Below are 21,188 nucleotides of genomic sequence, written 5' to 3'. Positions count from 1 at the left end.
ATGGACCGAGGTCGCCTGCCGGGGCAAGCCGGTCGCGCAAGCCTATACGCCGATACTGGACCAGCGCCGCGACGAATCCCGCACCTTCACCACCTATCCGGAATGGCACATCGTGCATGCCTATGACGATTACGCCCGGACCATCGCCACCGGCGACCCGGATGATTTCGGGTTTTTCCGGGCGATACGCGGCTTTTGGAGCTCGCTTTGCCCGATGGCGCGGTTGGCCGGAGAGCATGGCGGTTTTACCACGGAATCGAAGATGACGATCTATACGATCGGGGTCAGCTTTTCGGTCGAGATGGCGCTGAAGGCGGCTTACGAAGAAACGCTCGGCCGGGTTGCGACATGGTTCCGCGGCCCGACCCGGGCGCCGCTGGACGATCTTTCGGCCCGTCAGGCGGCGGATTATGCGGCTTTCCTGACCCAGACCCCCTGGTATCAGTGGGATTTCCGGCGCGATGCGGCGGCACTTGACGCGCAGGCGACGCCGGTTTTTCGCGATCGCGAAAGACGGCTGGCGCTGGGGCTGGAATACCGCGCCAAGGCCGCCTATGCCGATGCGATCCGGGCGGCGGTGGCCGCGACCGGGCAGGACGCGCTGACCCTGCGCGCAATCGTCACCGGGCTTGATGACCGGACCCTTGCCGAAATTCCCGGCGTCACCGTGATCGCCGACCGCAAGCAGGGCGTCGAGATCGAAACCCCCCGCTATCGCGCCTTTACCGAAATCCTGCGCCAGATCGCGGACAAGGGGGGCGACATGGTGGAAATCGCCGGAAATGACCAGATCATGCTGACGGCGATCACGCCCGACGATCGCGACCTTGGCGCGATCTTTGCCTTTCCGCGTCAGGGCTATGGCGACTGGCGGCAGTTGATCGTGGTGCCGGTGCCGGAGCTCACGCAGAAGATTCGCGATCTTGCCGCCGCGGGTGTAAGGTTGGAGCATGTCCACGACTATTAAGGCCCTCGCACTTGCGCTGTGCGGCTGGCTGGCGCTGTTGGCGCTTGGCATGTTCATTCCGGGCGCCGCCCCGGCCGCGATGGTGATCGGCCCGTCGCACCGCCTGCTGGATCACCTTCCGCAGGCGCGGATCGTCGAGACCGGGCAGGCCACCATCACCCTGTCAGGCGTGAACGCGGCGCAGATTTACCGCGCCGGCGCATGGCTTGTGCTGCCCGCGCGGCTGCCGCTTTGCGTTGACCGCTGATCTTGCAAGGGCGGCCCGCGCAGTCCATCTAGGAGGCACACAGATTGCATGAGGTCCCGATGCTGAACCTTGGTCAAGACACCGCCGCCCCGAAGCCCGCCGATTTCATCAATGACGTGACCGAGGCCAATTTCATGGCCGAGGTGGTCGATGCCTCGATGAATGTCCCGGTGATCGTCGATTTCTGGGCGCCGTGGTGCGGGCCGTGCAAGACGCTTGGCCCGGCGCTGGAGGCCGAGGTGACCCGTCACAAGGGCCGTGTCCGCATGGCCAAGGTCAATGTCGACGAAAACCAGATGATCGCCTCGCAATTGCGGGTGCAGTCGATCCCAACCGTTTTCGCGTTTTTTCAGGGCCAGCCCGTAGACGCGTTTCAGGGTACGATTCCGCCGGGTCAGATCAAGCAATTCGTCGATAAGCTGGTCGCGCTTGGCGGCGACGACGGCGGTCTGGCCGAGGCGCTGGAGGCGGCCGAGGCGATGCTGACCGAAGGCGCGGCCGATGATGCCGCCGAAACATTTGCCGCGATAACCGAGGAAGAGCCCGAAAACGCCGCCGCGTGGGGCGGTCTGATCCGCGCCCGTCTGGCGCAGGGCGACGCGGCGGCGGTCGATCAGGCGCTAGCCGACCTGCCCGCGGCGATCAAATCCGCCGCCCCGGTCGAGGCCGCGCGTGCGGCGGTTCAACTGGCCCGTCAGGCCGAGAACGTGGGTCCTCTGGCCGAGCTTGAGGCGCGGGTCGCCGCCGACCCTGCGGACAATCAGGCGCGTTTCGATCTGGCCACCGCGCTTCATGCCGGCGGCAATGTCGAACAGGCCGTCGATCAGTTGCTGGAACTGTTCCGCCGCGACCGGGAATGGAACGACGGCGCCGCCAAGAACCAGCTTGTGACGATATTCGATTCCCTGAAGCCGACCGATCCCGTGGTGCAAAAGGGCAGACGACGCCTGTCCTCCATGATCTTCGTGTGATGTTGCGGCATTTCGACCTTCCCGTAACCTTGCCGCTGTTTCCCCTTGCCGGAGCCTTGCTGCTGCCCCGCACGCGCCTGCCGTTGCACATCTATGAGCCGCGCTATCTGCAAATGCTGGAAGATGTGATGAAAACGGGCAACCGGCTGATCGGGATGATGCAGCCCATCGGCGACGGGCTGGGGCAGATCGGATGTGCGGGACGGCTGGTCGGATTCTCGGAAACCGATGAGGGCCGGATGATGATTTCGCTGCGCGCGGTCAGCCGCTTTCGCCTGACCGATGTCGAGGATGGTTTTGCCCCCTATCTGCGCGGACGCGCCGACTGGTCGGGCTTTGACGCCGATCAGGGCCCGGCGGAAACCGACCCGGATCTGGACCGCCCGATCCTGCTGGAACGGCTGAAACGCTATATGGACCAGCACGGCCTGTCGACCGACTGGGACGCCGTCGCCAATGCCGAGGATGAGACGCTGATCAACTCGCTGGCGATCCTTCTGCCCTTCGAGCCCGAGGAAAAACAGGCCCTGCTGGAGGCCGGAACGCTGGCCGAGCGGCGGGCGGTTCTGGAAACCCTGATCGAATTTGAACTGCTGAACCCCGGTGGCGGAGAGGAGCGTTTGCAATGACCGAACCCGGTTTCGACCGCCATATGCTGGAATCGCTGGTCTGTCCGGTGACCCACACGACGCTAAGCTATGATGCCGCGCGGCAGGAACTGGTCTCGAAAGCCGCCAATCTGGCGTTTCCGATACGCGACGGCATCCCGATCATGCTGGTGTCCGAGGCGCGGCCGCTGGAATAAGGCCGCCGCTACCGCGAAGGTTACAGCGGCTTGCCGGTCATCAGGCGCGGCAGCGCGCCACCGCCCGGCGCGGTCAGCCCCGCCGCCTGACGCATCAGCCGCCGGCGCAGCGGCCCGATCGCGTTGACCAGGCCCAGCCCCATGCTCCGGCCCGTGCGGAGTATCATATTATCATTTGAAAACAGCGTGTTGATGGCGTCCGTAAACAGCGCCATGTTGGTGTCGTCGAACCGGCGCCACGCCTGATAGCGGTCAAGCACATCCGCGGCACCCGGATCTTCGCCGCGACGATAAGCGTCCGTCAGGACTTCGGCCAGCGCCGCGACATCACGCAGCCCGATGTTCAACCCCTGCCCGGCCAAGGGGTGGATGCCATGCGCGGCATCGCCGACCAGCGCCATGCGCGGGGCCACATAGCTTTCCGCAAGCGTGAGCCCCAGCGGATAGCTGAAACGCGGTCCGGCCAGCGTGATCCGGCCCAGAAAATCGCCAAAGCGCGGCCGCAGGACGTCAAGGAACCCGGCATCGTCCAGCGCCTCGATCGCCCGGGCGCTTTCGGCACGCTCGGACCAGACGATGGAACTGCGGTTGCCCGGCAGCGGAAGGATCGCCAGCGGGCCGGTCGGCAGAAAGATCTGATAGGCGGTGCCGTGATGGGGCAATTCGTGGTCGATGGCGGCGACAAGGGCGGTCTGCTGATAGCCATGGCCGGTCCGGCGGATGCCCGCACGGGCGGCGGTGCCGGAGCCGCGCCCGTCGGCCCCGATCAGAACCGCGCCGCGCAGCCGCTGCCCGTCGGACAGATGTGCGGTGACGCCCGTCGCGTCCGGATCATGCCGCTCGATCCGGGTGGCCGGGATCACCGTCACCCGCCCCGCCATCCCCGCTTGCAGCGCGCGGTAAAGGAAGCGGTCCTCGATCATCTGTCCGACCGGGCCTTCCTCGATCTCGGCGCTGTCCAGACGCAGCGCAATGCCCGAGCCTTCGCCGGGATGACCCTGCGTGGCGACGACCTGCCGGATCGGCTGGGCCCGGGCGGCCAGCGCGGGCCAGACCCCGACCGCCGACAGGATGCGCTGTGACCCCAGCGCCAGCGCATAGGCGCGGCCGTCGAAATCATCCGCGGCGCGGGCGCGGGCGGGCTGGGCGTCGACCACGGCCACCCGCAGCCCGGCATCGGCAAGGGCAAGCGCCAGAACCGGGCCGTTCAGGCCGCCGCCGGCGATGAGGATATCGAAATCGCTTTTCATGCGCGGTAGTATGCCGTCGCGGGCGCGATTGTCCATGCGCTGCCCATGCGTGGCCATTGCCCGGCGCATCACCTGCGGCTAGCGTGATTGGCGGATGCGGAGGTCGGGTTTCGGGGGCGCGCATGGATTGGCTGAAGGCGACAGCGGTCGAGCAGGGCCGCGCGATCATGGCCGGGTTGATCAGCCCGCTGGAGCAGCTTGAGGCTTACCTGGATGCCGTCGAACGGCACCCCGACGCCAAACGCATATTCGCCCGGCTGACCATCGACCGCGCCCGGGCCGAGGCGATCGCCGCGCATGACCGCGCCCGCGCGGGGTTGCGCCGGGGGCTTCTGGATGGGGTGGCGCTGTCGTGGAAGGATCTTTTCGACAGTGCCGGCATCGCGACCGAATCCGGCTCGAAACTGCTTGAGGGGCGGGTACCGGACCGCGATGCCCGGGTGCTGGCCGAATCGACCGTGCAGGGGCTGGTCTGCATCGGCAAGACCCATATGACGGAACTCGCGTTTTCCGGGCTGGGGCTGAACCCGATGACCGCGACACCGCCCAACGCCTATGATCCGACGCTGGTGCCGGGGGGGTCATCCTCGGGCGCGGCGGTTTCGGTGGCGCTGGGGCTTTGCGCGGCGGCGATCGGGTCGGATACCGGCGGCTCGGTGCGTGTGCCGGCGGCTTGGAACGGGCTGGTCGGGCTGAAAACCTCGCACGGGCTGGTGCCCTTGACCGGCGTCGTGCCGCTTTGCCCGCGCTTTGACACGGTGGGGCCGCTGGCCCGCACGGTCGAGGATTGCGCGGCGCTGCTGGGCGTCTTGACGGGCACCCCGGCGCCGGATCTGGGCGACGCCGATCTGAACGGCAAGCGGCTTCTGGTTCTGGACGGCGTGCCCTTCGACGGCGCGCGCGAAGGCCCGGTCCAGGCCTTTGAGGATGCGGTCAACCGTCTGGCCGCTGCCGGCGCGCGCATCACCCATGCCGAGATCGGTTGCGTCGCCGAGGCACTGGCCCTGGCGCCCAGCCTGTTCGCCCCCGAGGCTTACGGGATCTGGAAGGATCAGATCGAGGATGCGCCCGAACTGATGTTCCCGCCGGTTCTGGAGCGTTTTCGCGGCGGCAACGCGGTCTTGGCGGCGGATTATGTTTCGGCATGGGCCTCGCTTGCGCGTCTGCGCCAGGTCTGGGCGGCGGCGGTCGCCGGCTATGACGCGGTGATCCTGCCGACGGCGCCGAACCTGCCGCCCGAGGCCGCGCGGCTGCTGTCGGATGCCGATTATTTCGCCACCGAGAATTTGCTCGCGCTGCGCAATACCCGCATCGCCAACCTGCTGGACCTGCCGGCGCTGAGCCTGCCGACCGGGCAGCCGGCCTGCGGCATCATGTTGATGGGCGTCAGGGGTGGCGACCGCGCGCTGCTGTGTCTGGGCGCCGCGGCCGAGAAGGCGTTGCGCTGATCGCCCGCTGCGGGGGCTGACCCAAAAGACACAACCCCCGCTGTGCCAGCGGCTTTTTCTGGACGTCATGGCCGGTAATGGATTAACCTGCCGGTAACGGGGCATGAACGATCCCGGACGAGAGGCAGACATGGCAACACCCGAGCGGTTCTCGAACCTGCCGGAATACGCGTTTCCGCGTTTGCGGAAGCTGCTCGCGGGTATTGAACCCGGCGGGCCGCCGCTGCTTATGACCATCGGCGAACCGAAGCATCCGTTCCCCGATTTCGTGCCCGAGGTGATCGCGGCCTCGGTTGGTGAACTGTCGAAATATCCGCCGAACGAAGGCACGCCGGAATTGCTTGCTGCGATCGCCGGCTGGCTTGAGCGGCGCTATGGGCTGCATGTCGAACCGTCGCAGATCGTGTCGCTGAACGGCACGCGCGAGGGGCTGTTCAACGCCTGCATTGCGCTGTGCCCGGAATCGAAGAACGGCAAGCAGCCGATCGTGCTGACCCCGAACCCGTTTTATCAGGTCTACTCCGCCGCCGCGGCCGCTGTCGGCGCGATCCCGATGTTCGTTCCCGCGACGCTGGAGACCGGGCATTTGCCCGATTTCGCCGGGCTGGGGCGCGATGTGCTGGATCAGGTCGCGATCGCCTATATATGCTCGCCCGCCAACCCGCAGGGTGCGATCGCGGATGAAGCCTATCTTGAGCATCTGATCACCCTGGCCGAGCAGCACGATTTTCTGGTCTTTGCGGATGAGTGCTATTCCGAACTGTGGCAGGACGCGCCGCCACCCGGTGCGCTGGCGATTGCGGACCGCATGGGGCTGATCGACCGGGTGGTGATGTTCAACTCATTGTCCAAGCGGTCCAATCTGGCGGGCCTGCGGTCCGGCTTTGCCGCCGGTTCCACCGCCAATATCGCCCGCATCCGCCAGTTGCGCAGCTTTGCGGGCGCGCCGTTGCCCCTGCCGATGCAGCGGGTCAGCGAACGCGCCTGGTCGGATGAGGCGCATGTCGACGCCAACCGCGCGCTTTATCAGGAAAAATACGCCATCGCGAACCGCGTGCTGGGCAATATCCCCGGCTATCAATCGCCGCAGGGCGGCTTTTTCCTGTGGCTTCCGGTCGAGGACGGCGAAGCGGCCGCCAAGAAGCTGTGGGCCGAGACCGGCATTCAGGTGCTTCCGGGCGCCTATCTGTCGCGCGAGGTGGACGGGCATAATCCGGGCAGGAAATATATCCGCGTGGCGCTTGTCGCTCCGGTCGAAGAAATCGAGACGGCGCTTAACCGTCTGAAATCCAGTCTTTATTCTTAGGGGAGGCAGAAGATGGCATCCTGGCAGGCAAAACACCGCGATCCGCTGTTTGATCAATCGACACAAGCGGCGTTGGAAAGACGCGGCAAGGAACTGCTGGGCGCCGGTCTGATCGTCCTTGGCGTCCTGATCGCGATGATGCTGGGCAGTTGGAGCCCGGATGACCCCAGTTTCCTTGCCGCCACCGATGAGCCGGCCGAGAACTTGCTGGGCCGGATGGGGGCCTATATCGCCTCGCCGCTGATGATGATCGCGGGTATCGGGTCGTGGATGCTGGCGGTGGGCGCCGTGGTCTGGGGGCTGCGCTTCATGCTGCATCGGGGTGAAGACCGCGTGATGCGCGCGGTTTTCCTGCCGATCGCGGTGGCCATTCTGTCGATCTATGCCACCTCGATGACGCCGCCGCAGGATTGGGTGCAGTCCTATGGGCTGGGCGGGCATTTCGGTGACATGGTAATGGGCGCGATGCTGAGCATCCTGCCGGTCAAGGCCTCGATCGGGATCAAGTTTCTGGCGCTGCTGATGGCGGTCGCCTCGGTCGTGGCGACGGCGATCGTTCTGGGCTTCAGCAAGGCCGAGCTGGGCCGGGCCACGATCTGGCTGGCCGACGGTTTCGCCACCGCGCGCCGTGTCGCAATGATCGTGCTGGGACGGGGCGCGCAGGCCTCGGTCACCGCCGCACGGGTGATGAAGGAACGCGCCGAGGCGCGCCGCGCCCGCGCCCGCGCCGAGGGGCCCGATTTCGCGCCGGGCGAGGATGTCTTCAAGCGGCCTGTCAATGCGCGCGCGCCCATGATTGCAGAGCGCGGTCACGGCCATGGGGCGACGATGGTGCAGCCCGATCCCGAGCTGATCGACAAGGAACCCAGCTGGAACGCGATGCATGCCGCAGCGCCCAGCGACGACCATATCCGCAGCCGCATCGCCGATGTCGTGCGTCTGCGCGCCGAAGAAACCGCCGGGGACGGCCAACGCCGCGCGGCGACACCTGTTTCGGTCGTGCCCTCGGTCGTTGCGGCCGTCGCCTCGCGGTTCACGCGCGCCGGGCGGCTTGGGCAGGGGGCTTCGGTGCAGGCCCGCCGGGCCGAGCCGCCGGTTACCGGCGCTGTCGCCGATTATGACGCCGAGGATCTGACCGATCTGCAACCCGGGACCATGATCGAACCGGCCGAGCCGGAACGGGCCGAACCTTTCGGTGTCGACACCCGCCGCGTGGTCGTGCCCGCGACGCCGCGCGCCGCCGCCCCGTCGCGCAAGGCCCGCGCCGAAGCCGAGCCGGAACTGAATTTCGGCGAAAAGGGCGCGCATTATGAATTGCCGCCGCTGTCGCTTCTGGCCAGCCCTTCGGTGGTGCAGCGCCACACGCCATCGGACGAGGCGCTGAACGAAAACGCCCGCATGCTCGAGGCCGTGCTGGACGATTATGGCGTCAAGGGCCAGATCATCAAGGTGCGCCCCGGCCCGGTGGTCACGCTGTACGAACTGGAACCCGCGCCGGGGCTGAAGGCCAGCCGGGTGATCGGGCTTGCCGACGATATCGCGCGGTCGATGTCGGCGCTGTCCGCACGGGTCTCGACCGTGCCGGGCCGTTCGGTCATCGGGATCGAGCTGCCGAACGCGCGGCGCGAAAAGGTCGTGCTGCGCGAAATCCTGGGCGGCCGCGAATTCGGCGACGGGACGCACCGGTTGCCGCTGGCGCTGGGCAAGGACATCGGCGGTGACGCGGTGGTCGCGAACCTTGCGAAAATGCCCCACCTGCTGATCGCGGGGACCACGGGTTCGGGCAAATCGGTGGCGATCAACACCATGATCCTGTCGCTTCTCTACAAGCTGACCCCCGAGGAATGCCGCCTGATCATGATCGACCCGAAGATGCTGGAACTCAGCGTCTATGACGGCATTCCGCATCTGCTTTCCCCCGTGGTGACCGACCCGAAAAAGGCCGTCGTCGCGCTGAAATGGGTGGTCAGCGAGATGGAGGAACGCTATCGCAAGATGTCCAAGATGGGCGTTCGCAACATCGAGGGCTTCAACGGCCGTGTCGCCGAAGCCCTGTCCAAGGGCGAGATGTTCCGCCGCACCGTCCAGACCGGCTTTGACGACGACACCGGAGAGCCGGTGTTCGAGACCGAAGAATTCCAGCCGCAATCGCTGCCCTATATCGTCGTCATCGTCGACGAGATGGCCGACCTGATGATGGTCGCGGGCAAGGAAATCGAGGCCTGCATTCAGCGTCTGGCGCAGATGGCCCGGGCCTCGGGCATCCACTTGATCATGGCGACGCAGCGCCCCTCGGTCGATGTCATCACCGGCACGATCAAGGCGAACTTCCCGACCCGGATCAGCTTTCAGGTCACCTCGAAAATCGACAGCCGCACCATTCTGGGCGAGCAGGGGGCAGAGCAGCTTCTGGGGCAAGGTGACATGCTCTACATGGCGGGCGGATCCAAGATCACCCGTGTGCATGGCCCCTTTGTCAGCGATGAAGAGGTCGAGGAGATCGTGAACCACCTGAAATCCTTTGGCCCGCCCGATTACATGTCGGGCGTGGTCGAGGGGCCGGATGACGAGGTCGCCTCGGATATCGACGCGGTTCTGGGTCTGGGCGGCGACGGAAGCGATGATGCGCTTTACGATCAGGCCGTGGCGATTGTCGCGCGCGACCGCAAATGCTCGACCAGCTATATCCAGCGCAAGCTGGGGATCGGCTATAACAAGGCCGCCCGGCTGGTCGAACAGATGGAGGATCAGGGCGTGGTCAGCAGTGCCAACCACGTCGGCAAGCGCGAGGTTCTGGTGCCGGAGGGGTAGGCGGCTGACGGGGCGGGCCCGCGCCAATCCCTCCCCACGCCCATCCCCTTAGCTGTCCTTGGCCATGCTTGCGTGGCGGTGGATCATCCGCCAGTCATCGCCGTCGCGGCGGAAAACTTCGGTGATGCGCAGCTTCATCGGGATTTTGCCGGGCTTGCCCGCCAGTTCAACCTCGGCGATCTGATAGCCGGTCCAGAAGGCCAGATCGCCCGACTCTGCCTTATCGTGGATCTCGAAACGGGTGGTGCCGGCGGGGCCGAACATGGCCGCGCCATCGCGATTGGCCCGGTTGACCGCTTCGGCACCCTCGGTAAACCCGCCGCCCGGATCAAAGAAGGTGGCCTGACCGTCGGTGGCCGACAGGGCTAGAACCGGACTCGCGTCGCCGCTTACATATGCCCGCGCGGCGGCCTCGCGGGATTTCATGAATGCATCGAACGTGGCGGACATGTTGTGGTTCCTTCGGTTGTTCCGTCGCGAAGCGCCGGTGATACCGATCGGTCGGAAACCGTTGGACGCGGCTTAAGGTTCCGGCGGCATGGCCGCTCGGGCCGCTATTCGCCGATCAGGGCGCGCAGGCCCGCGCGATAATCGGGATACAGCAGTGAAACCCCGAGTTCGCGCTTGATCCGATCATTCCGCACCCGCTTGGATTCGGCATAGAACGAGCGCGCCATCGGGCTGAGATCGGCGGTGTCGAACGCCTGCGCCGGCGGTATCGGCAGCCCGGCCAGCTTCGCCGCCTCGGTCAGCACATCCTGCGGCGGCGCCGGATCATCGTCGCAGACGTTCCAGATACCGGACCCGCCGTGGTCGATGGATGCGGCCAGCACCTGCGCGATGTCGTCGACATGAATGCGCGAAAAGACCTGACCGGGCTTGACGATAAGCTGCGCGCGCCCCTGCCGCAGTTTTTCAAACGGTCCCCGGCCCGGCCCATAGATACCGGCAAGGCGGAAGATGTTCAGATCCAGCCCATGGCGGTCGGCCAGTGCCTGCCAGCCATGTTCGGCGGCCAGCCGCCATTGGCCGCGCTGGGTGGTCGGGGCGGGCACGGTATCCTCATCCACCCAATCCCCGCCCCGATCGCCATAGACATTGGTCGAGGACAGATAGCCGAGCCAGCGCGGCCGGACCGCGGCGATCCGGTCCCCCCATGCTTGCAGAACCGCGTCGCCCTGCCGATCGGGCGCCACCGAGATCAGTATCGCGTCGGCGCTGTCCAGCGCCGCCGACACGCCCGCGTCATCCCCCGGCCAGATCAGCGGCGTGGCGCCGGTCTGAAGAATGGCGGCCGCGCGGGCTGCGTCGCGCGTCGTGCCGGTCACCCGCCAGTCGCCGCGCCGGGTCAGCAGCCGGGCCAGCGCCGCGGCGCTATAGCCCAGGCCGAATGTCAAAAGCTGTTTCATCCCGTGACCCTAACCCGCCGCCGTGCGACTTGCCACGGTCTGGCGGCGGTGGCACTGTCTTTCCAGCCAAGCGGAGCGGATGATGACAAGCGACACTCGATTTCTGCCGGTGGAGACACCCGAACCCGCTGATCGAGAACGCTTTACCAACCCCGAGGAAGCGGTCGAACGGTTGACCCAGCTTTACCGCCGCTCGGCCGATTTCCTGTTGGAGCGGTTCGTCGCGACCCTGTCCGGCGAAGAGCCAAAGGCGCGTTATCGCGCGTTCTATCCCGAGGTTCAGCTGACCACGGCCAGCCATATCAAGATCGACAGCCGGTTGTCCTTTGGCCATGTGGCGCTGCCCGGGGTCTATACGGCGACCGTGACCCGGCCCGACCTGTTCCGCGACTATCTGACCGAGCAGATCGGGCTTTTGCTGAAAAATCATGGCGTGCCGGTGACCATCGCCGACAGCGACACCCCGATGCCGGTGCATTTTGCGGTGGCCAGCCAAAGCGATCTTCAGGTGCCTCAGGAAGGGGTGCTGAACTATTCGCTGCGGGACGTGTTCGACGTGCCGGACCTGAATTCGATGAACGACGACATCGTCAACGGAACCGCCGGACCGAACCCGGACGGGTCGGGGCATCTGGCGCCGTTCACCGCGCAGCGCGTCGATTACTCGCTGGCGCGGCTTGCGCATTACACCGCGACCCTGCCCGAGCATTTCCAGAATTTCGTGCTGTTCACCAACTATCAGTTCTATGTCGACGAGTTCGAGGCGTTCGCGCGGCGCGCGCTTGCCGATCCGTCGCAGGGCTATACCAGCTTTGTCGCGCCGGGGAATCATGAGATCACCGGGCCGGATGAGGCTTTGCCCGTCGGCGCCAAGATGCCCCAGATGCCGGCCTATCACCTGAAACGGGCGGATGGCGACGGTATCACGCTGGTCAACATCGGCGTCGGCCCGTCGAACGCGAAAACTGCGACCGACCATATCGCGGTTCTGCGCCCGCACGCATGGCTGATGGTCGGCCATTGCGCCGGGCTGCGCAACAGCCAGTCGCTGGGCGATTTCGTGCTGGCCCATGCCTATCTGCGCGAGGATCACGTGCTGGATGACGACCTGCCAATCTGGGTCCCGATCCCGGCGCTGGCCGAGGTTCAGGTCGCCCTGCAGGAGGCCGTCGCCGAGGTGACGCAGCTGGAAGGCTATGAGCTGAAACGGATCATGCGCACCGGCACCGTCGCCACCATCGACAACCGCAACTGGGAGCTGCGCGACCAGTCGGGGCCGGTGCAGCGGCTCAGCCAGTCGCGGGCGATCGCGCTGGACATGGAAAGCGCCACCATCGCCGCGAACGGTTTCCGGTTCCGGGTGCCCTATGGCACGCTTCTGTGCGTCAGCGACAAGCCGCTGCACGGCGAGCTGAAGCTGCCCGGCATGGCGACGGATTTTTATCGCACGCAGGTCGCCAGCCATCTTCAGATCGGGATTCGGGCGATGGAGAAGCTGCGCGAAACCCCGATCGAAAGAATCCACTCGCGAAAGCTGCGATCTTTCAGCGAAACTGCCTTTCTTTAACCGATTCCGCGTCCATTGGTCGCGGAGATCGGCAAAAATTGCCCGACGCGGCGTCGATCTGCGCCCGTTGGCCAGATAGGGCTTGATTCATGGCGAAAAAAAATGTGTAGCAGCCTGTATGCCATGTTGTATGGCGCAAGCATTCCCCGCAAAGGGGCAACGAGGAGACAGAACTGATGGCGAATTCCGCTGCCAAACCGATGACCAAAACCCAGCTCGTGTCGGCCGTCGCCGACCAGATGGGCGGTGACAAGAAGACCGCGACCGCCGCTTTGGACGCGATCGCCGCCGTGGTTTCGCGCGAAGTCGCGTCGGGTGGTGCCGTGACGCTGCCGGGCATCGGCAAGGTGGCCTGCCGCGCCCGCCCCGAGCGTCAGGTCCGCAACCCGCAGACCCAGGAAATGATGACGAAGCCGGCCGACAAGCAGGTCAAGGTGACCGTTGCCAAGGCACTGAAAGACGTCGTCAACAGCTGATCCCCCACGGACCTGACGAATTGACCGGGCCGTGCCGTCAGGCGCGGCCCTTTTCGTTTGCCGTCTTATGTGTCAATCCGGGCGCGCGGCACAGCGGAAATGCCGGCCCCAAAGCCATCGCGCGGCGCGCGCGGGCCGATACGCGGCAGCCCGGAGGAAAGCAGGACCATGGACATCAAAGCCATTCTGATGGGGCTGCTTTTCGCCTTCATGTGGGCGTCGGCATTCACCTCGACCCGGGTTGTGGTGATCGCGTCGCCGCCGCTGACGGCGCTGATCATCCGCTTCGGCCTTTCCGCCGTCATCGCCATCGCCATCGCCCGCGCGATGGGCGAAACCTGGAAACTGACCCGGGCCGAGTGGCGGACCGTGATCTTTTTCGGCATCTGCCAGAACGGGCTTTATCTGGGTCTGAACTGGGTGGGGATGCAAACGGTCGAGGCCTCGGCCGCCTCGATCATCGCCTCGATCATGCCGCTTTTGGTGGCGTTTCTGGGCTGGGCCGTGCTGGGCGACAGGCTGCGGCCGATGGCGATCACCGGGCTGATCGCGGGGGTCGTCGGCGTCGTGGTGATCATGGCGGTGCGGTTGCGCCACGGGCTGGATCTGGCGGGCACGATCATGTGCCTGATCGCGGTCGTGGCGCTGAGCGTGGCGACGCTGGTCGCGCGCGGCGCCGGCGGAAGCAGGAACGTGATGATGATCGTCGGGCTGCAAATGGCCGTCGGCGCGATCAGTCTGCTTGTTCCGGCCGCCGTGATGGAGTGGGGTCAGCCGATCAACTGGTCGTGGCAGGTGGTTCTGGCCTTCGCCTACAGCGTCCTTGGCCCGGGCATCGCCGCGACGTGGATCTGGTTCAAGCTGGTGGCCCGCATCGGTGCGGTGCGGGCCTCGACCTTTCATTTCCTGTCGCCGTTTCTGGGCGTCAGCATCGCCGCCGCTTTTCTGGGCGAGCGGTTCGGGCCCACGGATGTCATCGGCGCGCTGATCGTTGCTGTCGGCATCCTTATGGTGCAACTGTCCAAGGTGCCGCAGACATCGGGTCTTGGCCCGCTCAGCGCCCCTCGCGCGCCGCGACGGCCTTGACTGCCGGGCGGTCGACGCAGCGCGCGACCCATGCCTTGATCGCATCCGTCGACGGCATCTGATCGCCGAACCACGAAAACGGCCCCGAGGCCAGCAGGTCGGCGGCGCTGTATTCCTGTCCCAGCAGATAGGGCTGGCGCGACAGAACCTCATCCAGCCGCTGGATCGCCGTGTCGTAATCGCGCAGCGATGCGGTGATCGCGGGATGGCTGAGCTGCGCCCAGCTTAGGATCGCGACGGGTTCCAGAACGCCCTGATACCAGACCAGCCACGACAGATAGGCGCCGCGCTGCGGATCGCCGACGGACCGGCCCAACCCGCTTTCGGGAAAGCGATCGGTCAGATACAGGATGATCGCCGCGCGTTCGCGGACGAAATCATCGCCATCGACCAGATAGGGCACCTTCTTTTCCGGGTGCGGGTTATTGGGATCCGCGCCGCCCGAGCCGTCCTGACGGGGGATCGTAACCGTCTCGACCCTGATCTTGTCGGCGATGCCCATTTCCTCGATCAGTTGGACGACGCTGGTCGAGCGGCTATTGGGCGAGTGGTAAAGGGTCAGCATGTCTTGTCTCCTGCATGGGTGATGGCGCAGTGTTACACCGGTGGTCCTGACAAAAGGTGACAGCATGGCCCGCACCGACAGATTGATGCGTCTGATGGATACGCTGCGGCGCCTGCCGGCGCCAGTGACGGCGGAACGGCTGGGCCGTGAAACCGGGGTCAGCCAGCGCCAGCTTTACCGCGACATCGCGACGCTGCGCGCGGGCGGGGCGCTGATCGACGGCGAGGCCGGCGTGGGCTATCGGCTGGTCGAGGATTCGGCGCTGCCGCCGCAAAGTTTTTCCCGGCTGGAGATCGAGGCGCTGCTGATGGCGGTCGCGCAACTGTCCCATATGGGCGACGACGAACTGTCGCTTGCGGGGCAGGATGCGCTTGCGCGGATCATCGCGACCTTGCCCGAACGTCAGGCGTTGCACGCGATGCACAAGATCATGCACAGCTACCGGCCACGGATCGAGCGGCCGCGACCTGCGGTCGACATGGCGCTGATCCGGCAGGCATGCTGGGACGAACAAAGCCTGCTGATCGACTATTGCGATCTGCAAGAGCAAAAGACCCGGCGCGAGATCCTGCCATTGGGGCTGTCCTATTCGGACAATGCCATGATGTTGTTAGGCTGGTGTTGCCTGCGGCAGGATTTCCGCATTTTCCACGTCACCCGTATCGCCGAGGCGCGCCCGGGGCCGACCAACTTCCGGCCGCGCCGGGTGGCGCTGGTGCGGGAATATCTGTCCGGGCGGCGCGAGGCCTGCGCCGCGCAGCGTGTGCTGGCCAGCGCGATCTAGGCGCGGGCGACCTCGGCCTGAATGGCGCGGGCGGCAGCGGCGGGATCGGCGGCCTGCCAGACCGGACGACCGACAACGATGTGATCGGCGCCGGCGGCGATGGCGGCGGCGGGGGTCTCGATCCGCTTCTGATCGCCCTGCGCGCTGCCCGCCGGCCGCACGCCCGGCGTCACGATAAGACCGGACCCGGGAAGGGCGCGTATCGCCGCCGCCTCGCGCGGGGAACAGATGATGCCGTCGGCGCCGGCCTCAAATGCGCGGGCGGCGCGTTCGACGGTAATCTGATGCAGATCGCCGGGCCGGATCAGCGCCGCATCCAGATCGGCGCGATCCAGCGAGGTCAGGACCGTGACCCCCAGTATCTTGGTTTTCGATCCGGCCGCGCCCTCTTTGGCGGCGCGGACCACATTCGGGTCGCCATGGACGGTCAGGAAATCCAGATCGAACCGGGCCAGCCCGCGCACCGCCGCCTCGACCGTCGCGCCGATGTCGAACAGCTTCATGTCCAGAAAGATGCGCTTTCCGTGTTCATCCTTCAGTTCCCGTGCCAGCGCCAGCCCGCCGCCGGTCAGCATGCCAAGGCCGATCTTGTAAAAACCGACCGCCTCCCCCAGCTTTTCGGCCAGTTCCATGCCCTGCACGGCGTTCGGCACGTCAAGCGCCACGATCAAGCGGTCGTCCATGGGTCCCCCGGATTTGGCAAACGGCCGGCTTATGGCACAGCCGGGGCGGGGTTGAAAAGTGGTTTTTCGGTCGCCATTTCGGTTGCGAAGACCTGAACCGGGCCGTGCCAGAAGGGCGGACCAATGCAGGTGCTGAGAGAGGGTATTTATATGGATATGGAAAAGTTTACCGAGCGTTCGCGCGGGTTCCTGCAGGCCGCACAAACGATCGCTATCCGCGAAGGGAACCAGCGTGTGGTTCCCGAACATCTTTTGAAAGCATTGATGGACGATGATCAGGGGCTTGCCGCCAACCTGATCAACCGCTCGGGCGGCGATGCCGCGCGGGTGCGCGAAGCCGTCGATGCCGCCGTCGCCAAACTGCCGAAGGTGCAGGGCGGGGACGGGCAGGTTTACGTCGACACCTCGCTGGTCCGCGTGCTGGATGAGGCCGAGAAGGTCGCTAAGAAGGCAGGCGACAGCTTCGTGCCCGCCGAACGCATCCTGATGGCGCTGGCGATGGTCAACACCCGGGCGAAGGACGCTTTGGACGCCGGCGGCGTCACCGCGCAAAAGCTGAACGCCGCGATCAACGACATCCGCAAGGGTCGTACCGCCGATACCGCCTCGGCCGAGGACGGTTATGAGGCGCTGAAGAAATATGCCCGCGACCTGACCGAGGCCGCCGAGCAGGGCAAGATCGACCCAATCATCGGCCGCGATGAGGAAATCCGCCGCGCCATGCAGGTGCTGTCGCGCCGCACCAAGAACAACCCGGTGCTGATCGGCGAACCCGGCGTCGGCAAGACCGCCATCGCCGAGGGGCTGGCGCTGCGCATCATCGACGGTGACGTGCCCGAAAGCCTGAAGAACAAGAAGCTGATGGCGCTGGACATGGGCGCGCTGATCGCCGGGGCGAAATACCGCGGCGAGTTCGAGGAACGGCTGAAGTCGATCCTGAAGGAAATCGAAGCCGCCGCCGGCGAAATCATCCTGTTCATCGACGAGCTTCACACGCTGGTCGGCGCCGGCAAGACCGATGGCGCGATGGACGCCGCCAACCTGATCAAACCGGCGCTTGCGCGGGGTGAGCTGCATTGCGTCGGCGCCACCACGCTGGACGAATACCGCAAGTACATCGAAAAGGACGCAGCCCTTGCCCGCCGGTTCCAGCCGGTTCTGGTCGAAGAACCGACGGTCGAGGACACGATCAGCATCCTGCGCGGCATCAAGGAAAAATACGAGCTTCACCACGGTGTGCGCATCAGTGACGCGGCGCTTGTCGCGGCGGCCACGCTGTCGCATCGCTATATCACCGACCGTTTCCTGCCGGACAAGGCCATCGACCTTGTGGACGAGGCCGCCAGCCGGCTGCGCATGGAAGTGGACAGCAAGCCCGAGGAGCTTGACCAGCTTGACCGCCAGATCCTGCAAATGCAGATCGAGGCCGAGGCGCTGAAGAAAGAGGACGACGCGGCCAGCAAGGACCGTCTGGAAAAGCTGGAAAAGCAGCTTTCCGATCTGCAACAGCGTTCGGCCGAGATGACCGCGCGCTGGCAGGCCGAACGCGACAAGCTGGAAGGCACGCGCGAGCTCAAGGAAAAGCTGGACCGTGCCCGCGCCGAGCTGGATCAGGCCAAGCGTGAGGGCAACCTCGCCAAGGCGGGCGAGCTTTCCTATGGCATCATCCCGGGGCTGGAAAAGCAACTGGCCGAGACTGAGGGCAACGATGACGGCCCGATGGTCGAGGAAGCCGTGCGTCCCGAGCAGATCGCCGAGGTGGTCGAACGCTGGACCGGCATCCCGACCTCGAAGATGCTGGAAGGCGAGCGTGAGAAGCTGCTGAAGATGGAAGAGGTCCTTGGCCAGCGCGTCATCGGCCAGTCCGAGGCCGTCACCGCCGTGGCCAGCGCCGTGCGCCGCGCCCGCGCCGGTCTGAACGACGAGCGTCGGCCGCTGGGCAGCTTCCTGTTCCTGGGCCCGACCGGTGTCGGCAAGACCGAGCTGACCAAGGCCATCGCCGAATACATGTTCGACGACGACAGCGCCATGGTCCGCATCGACATGTCCGAGTTCATGGAGAAGCACTCGGTCGCCCGCCTGATCGGCGCGCCTCCGGGCTATGTCGGCTATGACGAAGGCGGGGTTCTGACCGAAGCGGTGCGGCGCCGGCCCTATCAGGTGATCCTGTTCGACGAGGTCGAAAAGGCCCATCCGGACGTGTTCAACGTGCTGTTGCAGGTGCTTGACGACGGGGTTCTGACCGATGGTCAGGGCCGTACCGTGGATTTCAAGCAGACGCTGATCATCCTGACCTCGAACCTCGGGGCGCAGGCGCTGTCGACCCTGCCCGAGGGCGCGGACAGCGGCGATGCGCGCTCGCAGGTGATGGACGCCGTGCGGGCGCATTTCCGCCCCGAGTTCCTGAACCGGCTGGACGAGATCATCATCTTCCATCGCCTGACCCGCGAGAACATGGACGGAATCGTCAAGATCCAGCTTTGGGATCTGGAAACCCGGCTTGCCCAGCGGCGCATCACCCTGTCGCTTGACGACGCGGCGATGAAATGGCTGGCGGATGAAGGATATGATCCGGTGTTCGGTGCCCGTCCGCTGAAGCGCGTGATCCAGCGCAGCCTGCAAAACCCGCTGGCCGAGATGATCCTCTCGGGCGAGGTTCTGGACGGGCAGCAGGTTCCGGTGACCGCCGGGCCCGAGGGGCTGATCGTGGGCAACCGCGTGACCTCGGGCGGTCTGGGCAGCAAGGGCGAAAAGCCCGCCGGCGCATCGCTTCACTAAGCCGGCCCCGTGCCCGGGCGATGCCCGCGATGATGAGACAGACCCCCGGCCCGATGGGTCGGGGGTTTTAATTTACCGTCAATATGTTGCGATCATCTGGCGGGTTCGCGATCATATGGTTTTGATTAGGCCAACGGGGATCGACGGCATAGTCTGTTTCAGGCTCGAAAGGATGGTATCATGCGCAAACTGAACTGGTCGGACGTCACGCCTTACAGCGATTACCTGAGCCGTCGCGCGGTTCTGGGCGGCGGGGTGGCCGCCGGGGTCGCCATGGCATTCGCCGCACCGGCATTCGCGCTGACCGGCAAGGCGTCGAAATTTTCGACCGACGAAAAGCCCAATACCTTCGAGCAGATCACCAATTACAACAATTTCTACGAATTCGGGACCGGGAAAGAAGATCCTGCGCGGAACTCGGGCAAGTTCAAGCCAGAGCCCTGGGCGGTTCAGATCGACGGGCTGGTCGACAAGCCGGGCAGCTATTCCGTCGCCGATCTGGCCCCGGATAACGCGCTTGAGGAACGCATCTATCGCCTGCGCTGCGTCGAGGCATGGTCGATGGTCATCCCGTGGCTGGGGGTACCGCTTGCCGGTATTCTGAACAAGGCGGGGGTGCAGCCGGGGGCCAAATTCATCGCCTTCGAGACGGTGATGCGCCCCGATGAGATGCCGGGTCAGGAATACCCCATCCTCGACTGGCCCTATCGCGAGGGCCTGCGCATCGACGAGGCGATGCACCCTTTGACCATCATGGCCACCGGGCTTTACGACAAGACGCTTCCGAACCAGAACGGGGCGCCGATCCGCCTTGTCGTGCCGTGGAAATACGGCTTCAAGTCGATCAAGTCGATCGTACGCATCACCGCCACCGACAAGATGCCGCGCACCACCTGGAAGAACATGGCGGCCAACGAATACGGCTTTTATGCGAATGTGAACCCGGCCGTCGACCATCCCCGCTGGAGCCAGGCGACCGAGCGGCGCATCGGCGCCGGCCTTTTGGCGGGGCGCGAGCCGACCTTGCCGTTCAACGGCTATGGGGATCAGGTCGCGTCGCTTTATGCGGGCATGGATCTGGCCAAGGATTACTGACTTGGCGCATTGGACCGAAAGGGCGCAGCAGATCAACAGCCTGCTGCGCAAGCTGCCGGTCTGGGCGATCTGGATCGCGGGGCTTGTTCCGCTGGGCCTGCTGGTCTGGGACGTGCTGAACGGACAAACCGGCCCCGACCCGATCCGCGATATCGAGCATCGGCTGGGCCGGACCGCGCTTTACTTTCTGGTCGGCGGTCTGGCCGTCACCCCGTTGCAGCGGATCAGCCGGATCAGCCTGATCCGGTTTCGCCGCGCGCTGGGCCTGATCGCATTCACCTATGCGGGGCTGCATGTGCTGGCGTGGATCTGGCTCGACATGGGGCTGATGTGGCAACAGGCGCTGAACGACGTCATCAAGCGGCCCTATCTGTTCCTCGGCATGATCGCGTTTCTGATTCTGCTGGCGCTGGCGGTGACCTCGAACGACCTGTCCATGCGCCGGATGCGGAGCGGATGGAAAGACCTGCACCAGCTCGTCTATGTCGCCGCGCCGGTCGTGGCGCTGCATTGGCTCTGGGCACTGAAGGTCTGGGAACGCTGGCCGCTGTCGATTCTGGCGGCGATTCTGCTTCTTGTGGCACTGCGCCCGCTGATTCCCCGGCCTCTGCGCTGGTCATCCAAGCCAAACGGCGAAAAAATAACTGTAAAAACAACTAGTTAATAAAATATCGACCAAGAGGGCAAAGATTCTTCGATTCTGCTCTTGCGTCCCCCGATCCCGCACCCTAAATACCCCTTCACCGAACGGCGGGAACGCGGAACGGTGCGGACGGAAGCGGCGCCGGATGGTGCTGACGGGGTCCGGGAATACAATTCGGGAATGACTGACCGGATGTGGCGTCAAGTAAGTGACGCAACTTCCGCGATTTTGTTTCTTGCTATTTGACATTGTAGTATATTCTGAAGGGATATGCGGGCGGTTTGGTTGTCGGATTTC

The 21,188-nt window shown here is 65.3% G+C and carries 20 protein-coding genes; 15 read left to right on the top strand and 5 right to left on the bottom strand.

Features of this window, described 5'->3' with window-relative positions:
* From ACFSCT_RS01715 to ACFSCT_RS01695, 5 genes are all read left to right on the top strand, one after another.
* On the top strand, positions 1 to 967 hold a 967-nt coding region (locus ACFSCT_RS01715; protein ID WP_379139612.1), incomplete at its 5' end, for a hypothetical protein.
* Positions 951 to 1,214 (top strand): hypothetical protein, encoded by a 264-nt coding sequence (locus tag ACFSCT_RS01710; protein WP_379139610.1) that lies wholly within the window; start codon positions 951 to 953, stop codon positions 1,212 to 1,214. The genes ACFSCT_RS01715 and ACFSCT_RS01710, both read left to right, overlap by 17 nt.
* 59 nt (positions 1,215 to 1,273) lie before the next feature.
* The gene (locus tag ACFSCT_RS01705; protein ID WP_379139608.1) at positions 1,274 to 2,185 is read left to right on the top strand and encodes a tetratricopeptide repeat protein; all 912 of its coding nucleotides are present in this window, start codon (positions 1,274 to 1,276) and stop codon (positions 2,183 to 2,185) included.
* On the top strand, positions 2,185 to 2,814 hold the full coding sequence (locus ACFSCT_RS01700) for an LON peptidase substrate-binding domain-containing protein (RefSeq protein ID WP_379139606.1): 630 nt from the start codon (positions 2,185 to 2,187) through the stop codon (positions 2,812 to 2,814). The genes ACFSCT_RS01705 and ACFSCT_RS01700 overlap by 1 nt, the downstream gene beginning before the upstream one ends.
* Positions 2,811 to 2,990: a Trm112 family protein gene (locus ACFSCT_RS01695; RefSeq protein ID WP_379139605.1), complete on the top strand. Its 180-nt coding sequence runs from the start codon at positions 2,811 to 2,813 to the stop codon at positions 2,988 to 2,990. The genes ACFSCT_RS01700 and ACFSCT_RS01695 overlap by 4 nt, the downstream gene beginning before the upstream one ends.
* A 20-nt stretch (positions 2,991 to 3,010) precedes the next feature.
* Here ACFSCT_RS01695 and ACFSCT_RS01690 read toward each other — a convergent pair whose 3' ends face one another.
* Complete coding sequence (locus ACFSCT_RS01690) at positions 3,011 to 4,276, bottom strand: UbiH/UbiF/VisC/COQ6 family ubiquinone biosynthesis hydroxylase (protein WP_379139604.1); 1,266 nt, start codon at positions 4,274 to 4,276, stop codon at positions 3,011 to 3,013.
* An 86-nt stretch (positions 4,277 to 4,362) separates the two neighbouring features.
* Here ACFSCT_RS01690 and ACFSCT_RS01685 point away from each other — a divergent pair, with 86 nt between their 5' ends.
* From ACFSCT_RS01685 to ACFSCT_RS01675, 3 genes are all read left to right on the top strand, one after another.
* Complete coding sequence (locus tag ACFSCT_RS01685; RefSeq protein ID WP_379139602.1) at positions 4,363 to 5,688, top strand: amidase; 1,326 nt, start codon at positions 4,363 to 4,365, stop codon at positions 5,686 to 5,688.
* Between the two features lie 130 nt (positions 5,689 to 5,818).
* Positions 5,819 to 6,994, top strand: a complete 1,176-nt coding sequence (locus ACFSCT_RS01680; protein WP_379139600.1) for an aminotransferase class I/II-fold pyridoxal phosphate-dependent enzyme — start codon at positions 5,819 to 5,821, stop codon at positions 6,992 to 6,994.
* Positions 6,995 to 7,006: 12 nt separating this feature from the next.
* Entirely contained in the window at positions 7,007 to 9,805 is a 2,799-nt protein-coding gene (locus ACFSCT_RS01675; protein WP_379139598.1) for a DNA translocase FtsK, read from the top strand.
* A gap of 48 nt (positions 9,806 to 9,853) precedes the next feature.
* On the opposite strand, the gene ACFSCT_RS01670 is transcribed toward ACFSCT_RS01675, so the two are convergent.
* Both ACFSCT_RS01670 and ACFSCT_RS01665 read right to left on the bottom strand, forming a co-directional pair.
* The gene (locus tag ACFSCT_RS01670; protein WP_379139597.1) at positions 9,854 to 10,255 is read right to left on the bottom strand and encodes a YybH family protein; all 402 of its coding nucleotides are present in this window, start codon (positions 10,253 to 10,255) and stop codon (positions 9,854 to 9,856) included.
* Positions 10,256 to 10,359: 104 nt separating this feature from the next.
* Positions 10,360 to 11,214, bottom strand: a complete 855-nt coding sequence (locus ACFSCT_RS01665; RefSeq protein WP_379139595.1) for an SDR family oxidoreductase — start codon at positions 11,212 to 11,214, stop codon at positions 10,360 to 10,362.
* Between the two features lie 82 nt (positions 11,215 to 11,296).
* On the opposite strand from ACFSCT_RS01665, the gene ACFSCT_RS01660 reads away from it, so the two are divergent.
* The 3 genes from ACFSCT_RS01660 to ACFSCT_RS01650 all read left to right on the top strand — a co-directional run bounded on the left by ACFSCT_RS01660 (position 11,297) and on the right by ACFSCT_RS01650 (position 14,343).
* A complete protein-coding gene (locus tag ACFSCT_RS01660; protein ID WP_379139593.1) occupies positions 11,297 to 12,781 on the top strand; it encodes an AMP nucleosidase in 1,485 nt (494 codons plus the stop codon).
* A gap of 176 nt (positions 12,782 to 12,957) precedes the next feature.
* Entirely contained in the window at positions 12,958 to 13,257 is a 300-nt protein-coding gene (locus tag ACFSCT_RS01655; RefSeq protein ID WP_379139591.1) for an HU family DNA-binding protein, read from the top strand.
* 168 nt (positions 13,258 to 13,425) lie between these two features.
* A complete protein-coding gene (locus tag ACFSCT_RS01650) occupies positions 13,426 to 14,343 on the top strand; it encodes a DMT family transporter (RefSeq protein WP_379139589.1) in 918 nt (305 codons plus the stop codon).
* Here ACFSCT_RS01650 and ACFSCT_RS01645 read toward each other — a convergent pair.
* Positions 14,312 to 14,908: a glutathione S-transferase family protein gene (locus ACFSCT_RS01645; RefSeq protein WP_379139587.1), complete on the bottom strand. Its 597-nt coding sequence runs from the start codon at positions 14,906 to 14,908 to the stop codon at positions 14,312 to 14,314. The two genes, ACFSCT_RS01650 and ACFSCT_RS01645, sit on opposite strands and share 32 nt — an antisense overlap.
* A gap of 64 nt (positions 14,909 to 14,972) precedes the next feature.
* Here ACFSCT_RS01645 and ACFSCT_RS01640 point away from each other — a divergent pair, with 64 nt between their 5' ends.
* Positions 14,973 to 15,692, top strand: coding sequence for a helix-turn-helix transcriptional regulator (locus tag ACFSCT_RS01640; protein ID WP_379139585.1), 720 nt, complete (start codon positions 14,973 to 14,975; stop codon positions 15,690 to 15,692).
* On the opposite strand, the gene pyrF is transcribed toward ACFSCT_RS01640, so the two are convergent.
* Positions 15,689 to 16,375 (bottom strand): orotidine-5'-phosphate decarboxylase, encoded by a 687-nt coding sequence (pyrF, locus tag ACFSCT_RS01635; RefSeq protein WP_379139584.1) that lies wholly within the window; start codon positions 16,373 to 16,375, stop codon positions 15,689 to 15,691. The two genes, ACFSCT_RS01640 and pyrF, sit on opposite strands and share 4 nt — an antisense overlap.
* 150 nt (positions 16,376 to 16,525) lie before the next feature.
* Here pyrF and clpB point away from each other — a divergent pair, with 150 nt between their 5' ends.
* The 3 genes from clpB to ACFSCT_RS01620 all read left to right on the top strand — a co-directional run bounded on the left by clpB (position 16,526) and on the right by ACFSCT_RS01620 (position 20,912).
* Positions 16,526 to 19,153 carry an ATP-dependent chaperone ClpB gene (clpB, locus tag ACFSCT_RS01630; protein ID WP_379140044.1) on the top strand — a complete coding sequence of 876 codons (2,628 nt, stop codon included), beginning with the start codon at positions 16,526 to 16,528 and terminating at the stop codon, positions 19,151 to 19,153.
* A 180-nt stretch (positions 19,154 to 19,333) separates the two neighbouring features.
* Complete coding sequence (gene msrP / locus ACFSCT_RS01625) at positions 19,334 to 20,248, top strand: protein-methionine-sulfoxide reductase catalytic subunit MsrP (protein WP_379139582.1); 915 nt, start codon at positions 19,334 to 19,336, stop codon at positions 20,246 to 20,248.
* 1 nt (position 20,249) lies between these two features.
* The gene (locus ACFSCT_RS01620) at positions 20,250 to 20,912 is read left to right on the top strand and encodes a protein-methionine-sulfoxide reductase heme-binding subunit MsrQ (RefSeq protein ID WP_379139580.1); all 663 of its coding nucleotides are present in this window, start codon (positions 20,250 to 20,252) and stop codon (positions 20,910 to 20,912) included.
* Positions 20,913 to 21,188: the final 276 nt, after the last annotated feature.

It is taken from the genome of Paracoccus pacificus (genome assembly GCF_042680785.1).
Lineage (GTDB): Bacteria > Pseudomonadota > Alphaproteobacteria > Rhodobacterales > Rhodobacteraceae > Paracoccus > Paracoccus pacificus.
Note: the sequence above shows the minus strand (reverse complement) of the source record. Positions and strands in the feature narration are given on the sequence as shown.

What these genes read in the sequence shown, in the direction of transcription:
- ACFSCT_RS01710 (WP_379139610.1), top strand. Translation starts at nt 951, where the DNA reads ATGTCCACGACTATTAAGGCCCTCGCACTTGCGCTGTGCGGCTGGCTG.
- ACFSCT_RS01705 (WP_379139608.1), top strand. Translation starts at nt 1,274, where the DNA reads ATGCTGAACCTTGGTCAAGACACCGCCGCCCCGAAGCCCGCCGATTTC.
- ACFSCT_RS01700 (WP_379139606.1), top strand. Translation starts at nt 2,185, where the DNA reads ATGTTGCGGCATTTCGACCTTCCCGTAACCTTGCCGCTGTTTCCCCTT.
- ACFSCT_RS01695 (WP_379139605.1), top strand. Translation starts at nt 2,811, where the DNA reads ATGACCGAACCCGGTTTCGACCGCCATATGCTGGAATCGCTGGTCTGT.
- ACFSCT_RS01690 (WP_379139604.1), bottom strand. Translation starts at nt 4,276, where the DNA reads ATGGACAATCGCGCCCGCGACGGCATACTACCGCGCATGAAAAGCGAT.
- ACFSCT_RS01685 (WP_379139602.1), top strand. Translation starts at nt 4,363, where the DNA reads ATGGATTGGCTGAAGGCGACAGCGGTCGAGCAGGGCCGCGCGATCATG.
- ACFSCT_RS01680 (WP_379139600.1), top strand. Translation starts at nt 5,819, where the DNA reads ATGGCAACACCCGAGCGGTTCTCGAACCTGCCGGAATACGCGTTTCCG.
- ACFSCT_RS01675 (WP_379139598.1), top strand. Translation starts at nt 7,007, where the DNA reads ATGGCATCCTGGCAGGCAAAACACCGCGATCCGCTGTTTGATCAATCG.
- ACFSCT_RS01670 (WP_379139597.1), bottom strand. Translation starts at nt 10,255, where the DNA reads ATGTCCGCCACGTTCGATGCATTCATGAAATCCCGCGAGGCCGCCGCG.
- ACFSCT_RS01665 (WP_379139595.1), bottom strand. Translation starts at nt 11,214, where the DNA reads ATGAAACAGCTTTTGACATTCGGCCTGGGCTATAGCGCCGCGGCGCTG.
- ACFSCT_RS01660 (WP_379139593.1), top strand. Translation starts at nt 11,297, where the DNA reads ATGACAAGCGACACTCGATTTCTGCCGGTGGAGACACCCGAACCCGCT.
- ACFSCT_RS01655 (WP_379139591.1), top strand. Translation starts at nt 12,958, where the DNA reads ATGGCGAATTCCGCTGCCAAACCGATGACCAAAACCCAGCTCGTGTCG.
- ACFSCT_RS01650 (WP_379139589.1), top strand. Translation starts at nt 13,426, where the DNA reads ATGGACATCAAAGCCATTCTGATGGGGCTGCTTTTCGCCTTCATGTGG.
- ACFSCT_RS01645 (WP_379139587.1), bottom strand. Translation starts at nt 14,908, where the DNA reads ATGCTGACCCTTTACCACTCGCCCAATAGCCGCTCGACCAGCGTCGTC.
- ACFSCT_RS01640 (WP_379139585.1), top strand. Translation starts at nt 14,973, where the DNA reads ATGGCCCGCACCGACAGATTGATGCGTCTGATGGATACGCTGCGGCGC.
- pyrF (WP_379139584.1), bottom strand. Translation starts at nt 16,375, where the DNA reads ATGGACGACCGCTTGATCGTGGCGCTTGACGTGCCGAACGCCGTGCAG.
- clpB (WP_379140044.1), top strand. Translation starts at nt 16,526, where the DNA reads ATGGATATGGAAAAGTTTACCGAGCGTTCGCGCGGGTTCCTGCAGGCC.
- msrP (WP_379139582.1), top strand. Translation starts at nt 19,334, where the DNA reads ATGCGCAAACTGAACTGGTCGGACGTCACGCCTTACAGCGATTACCTG.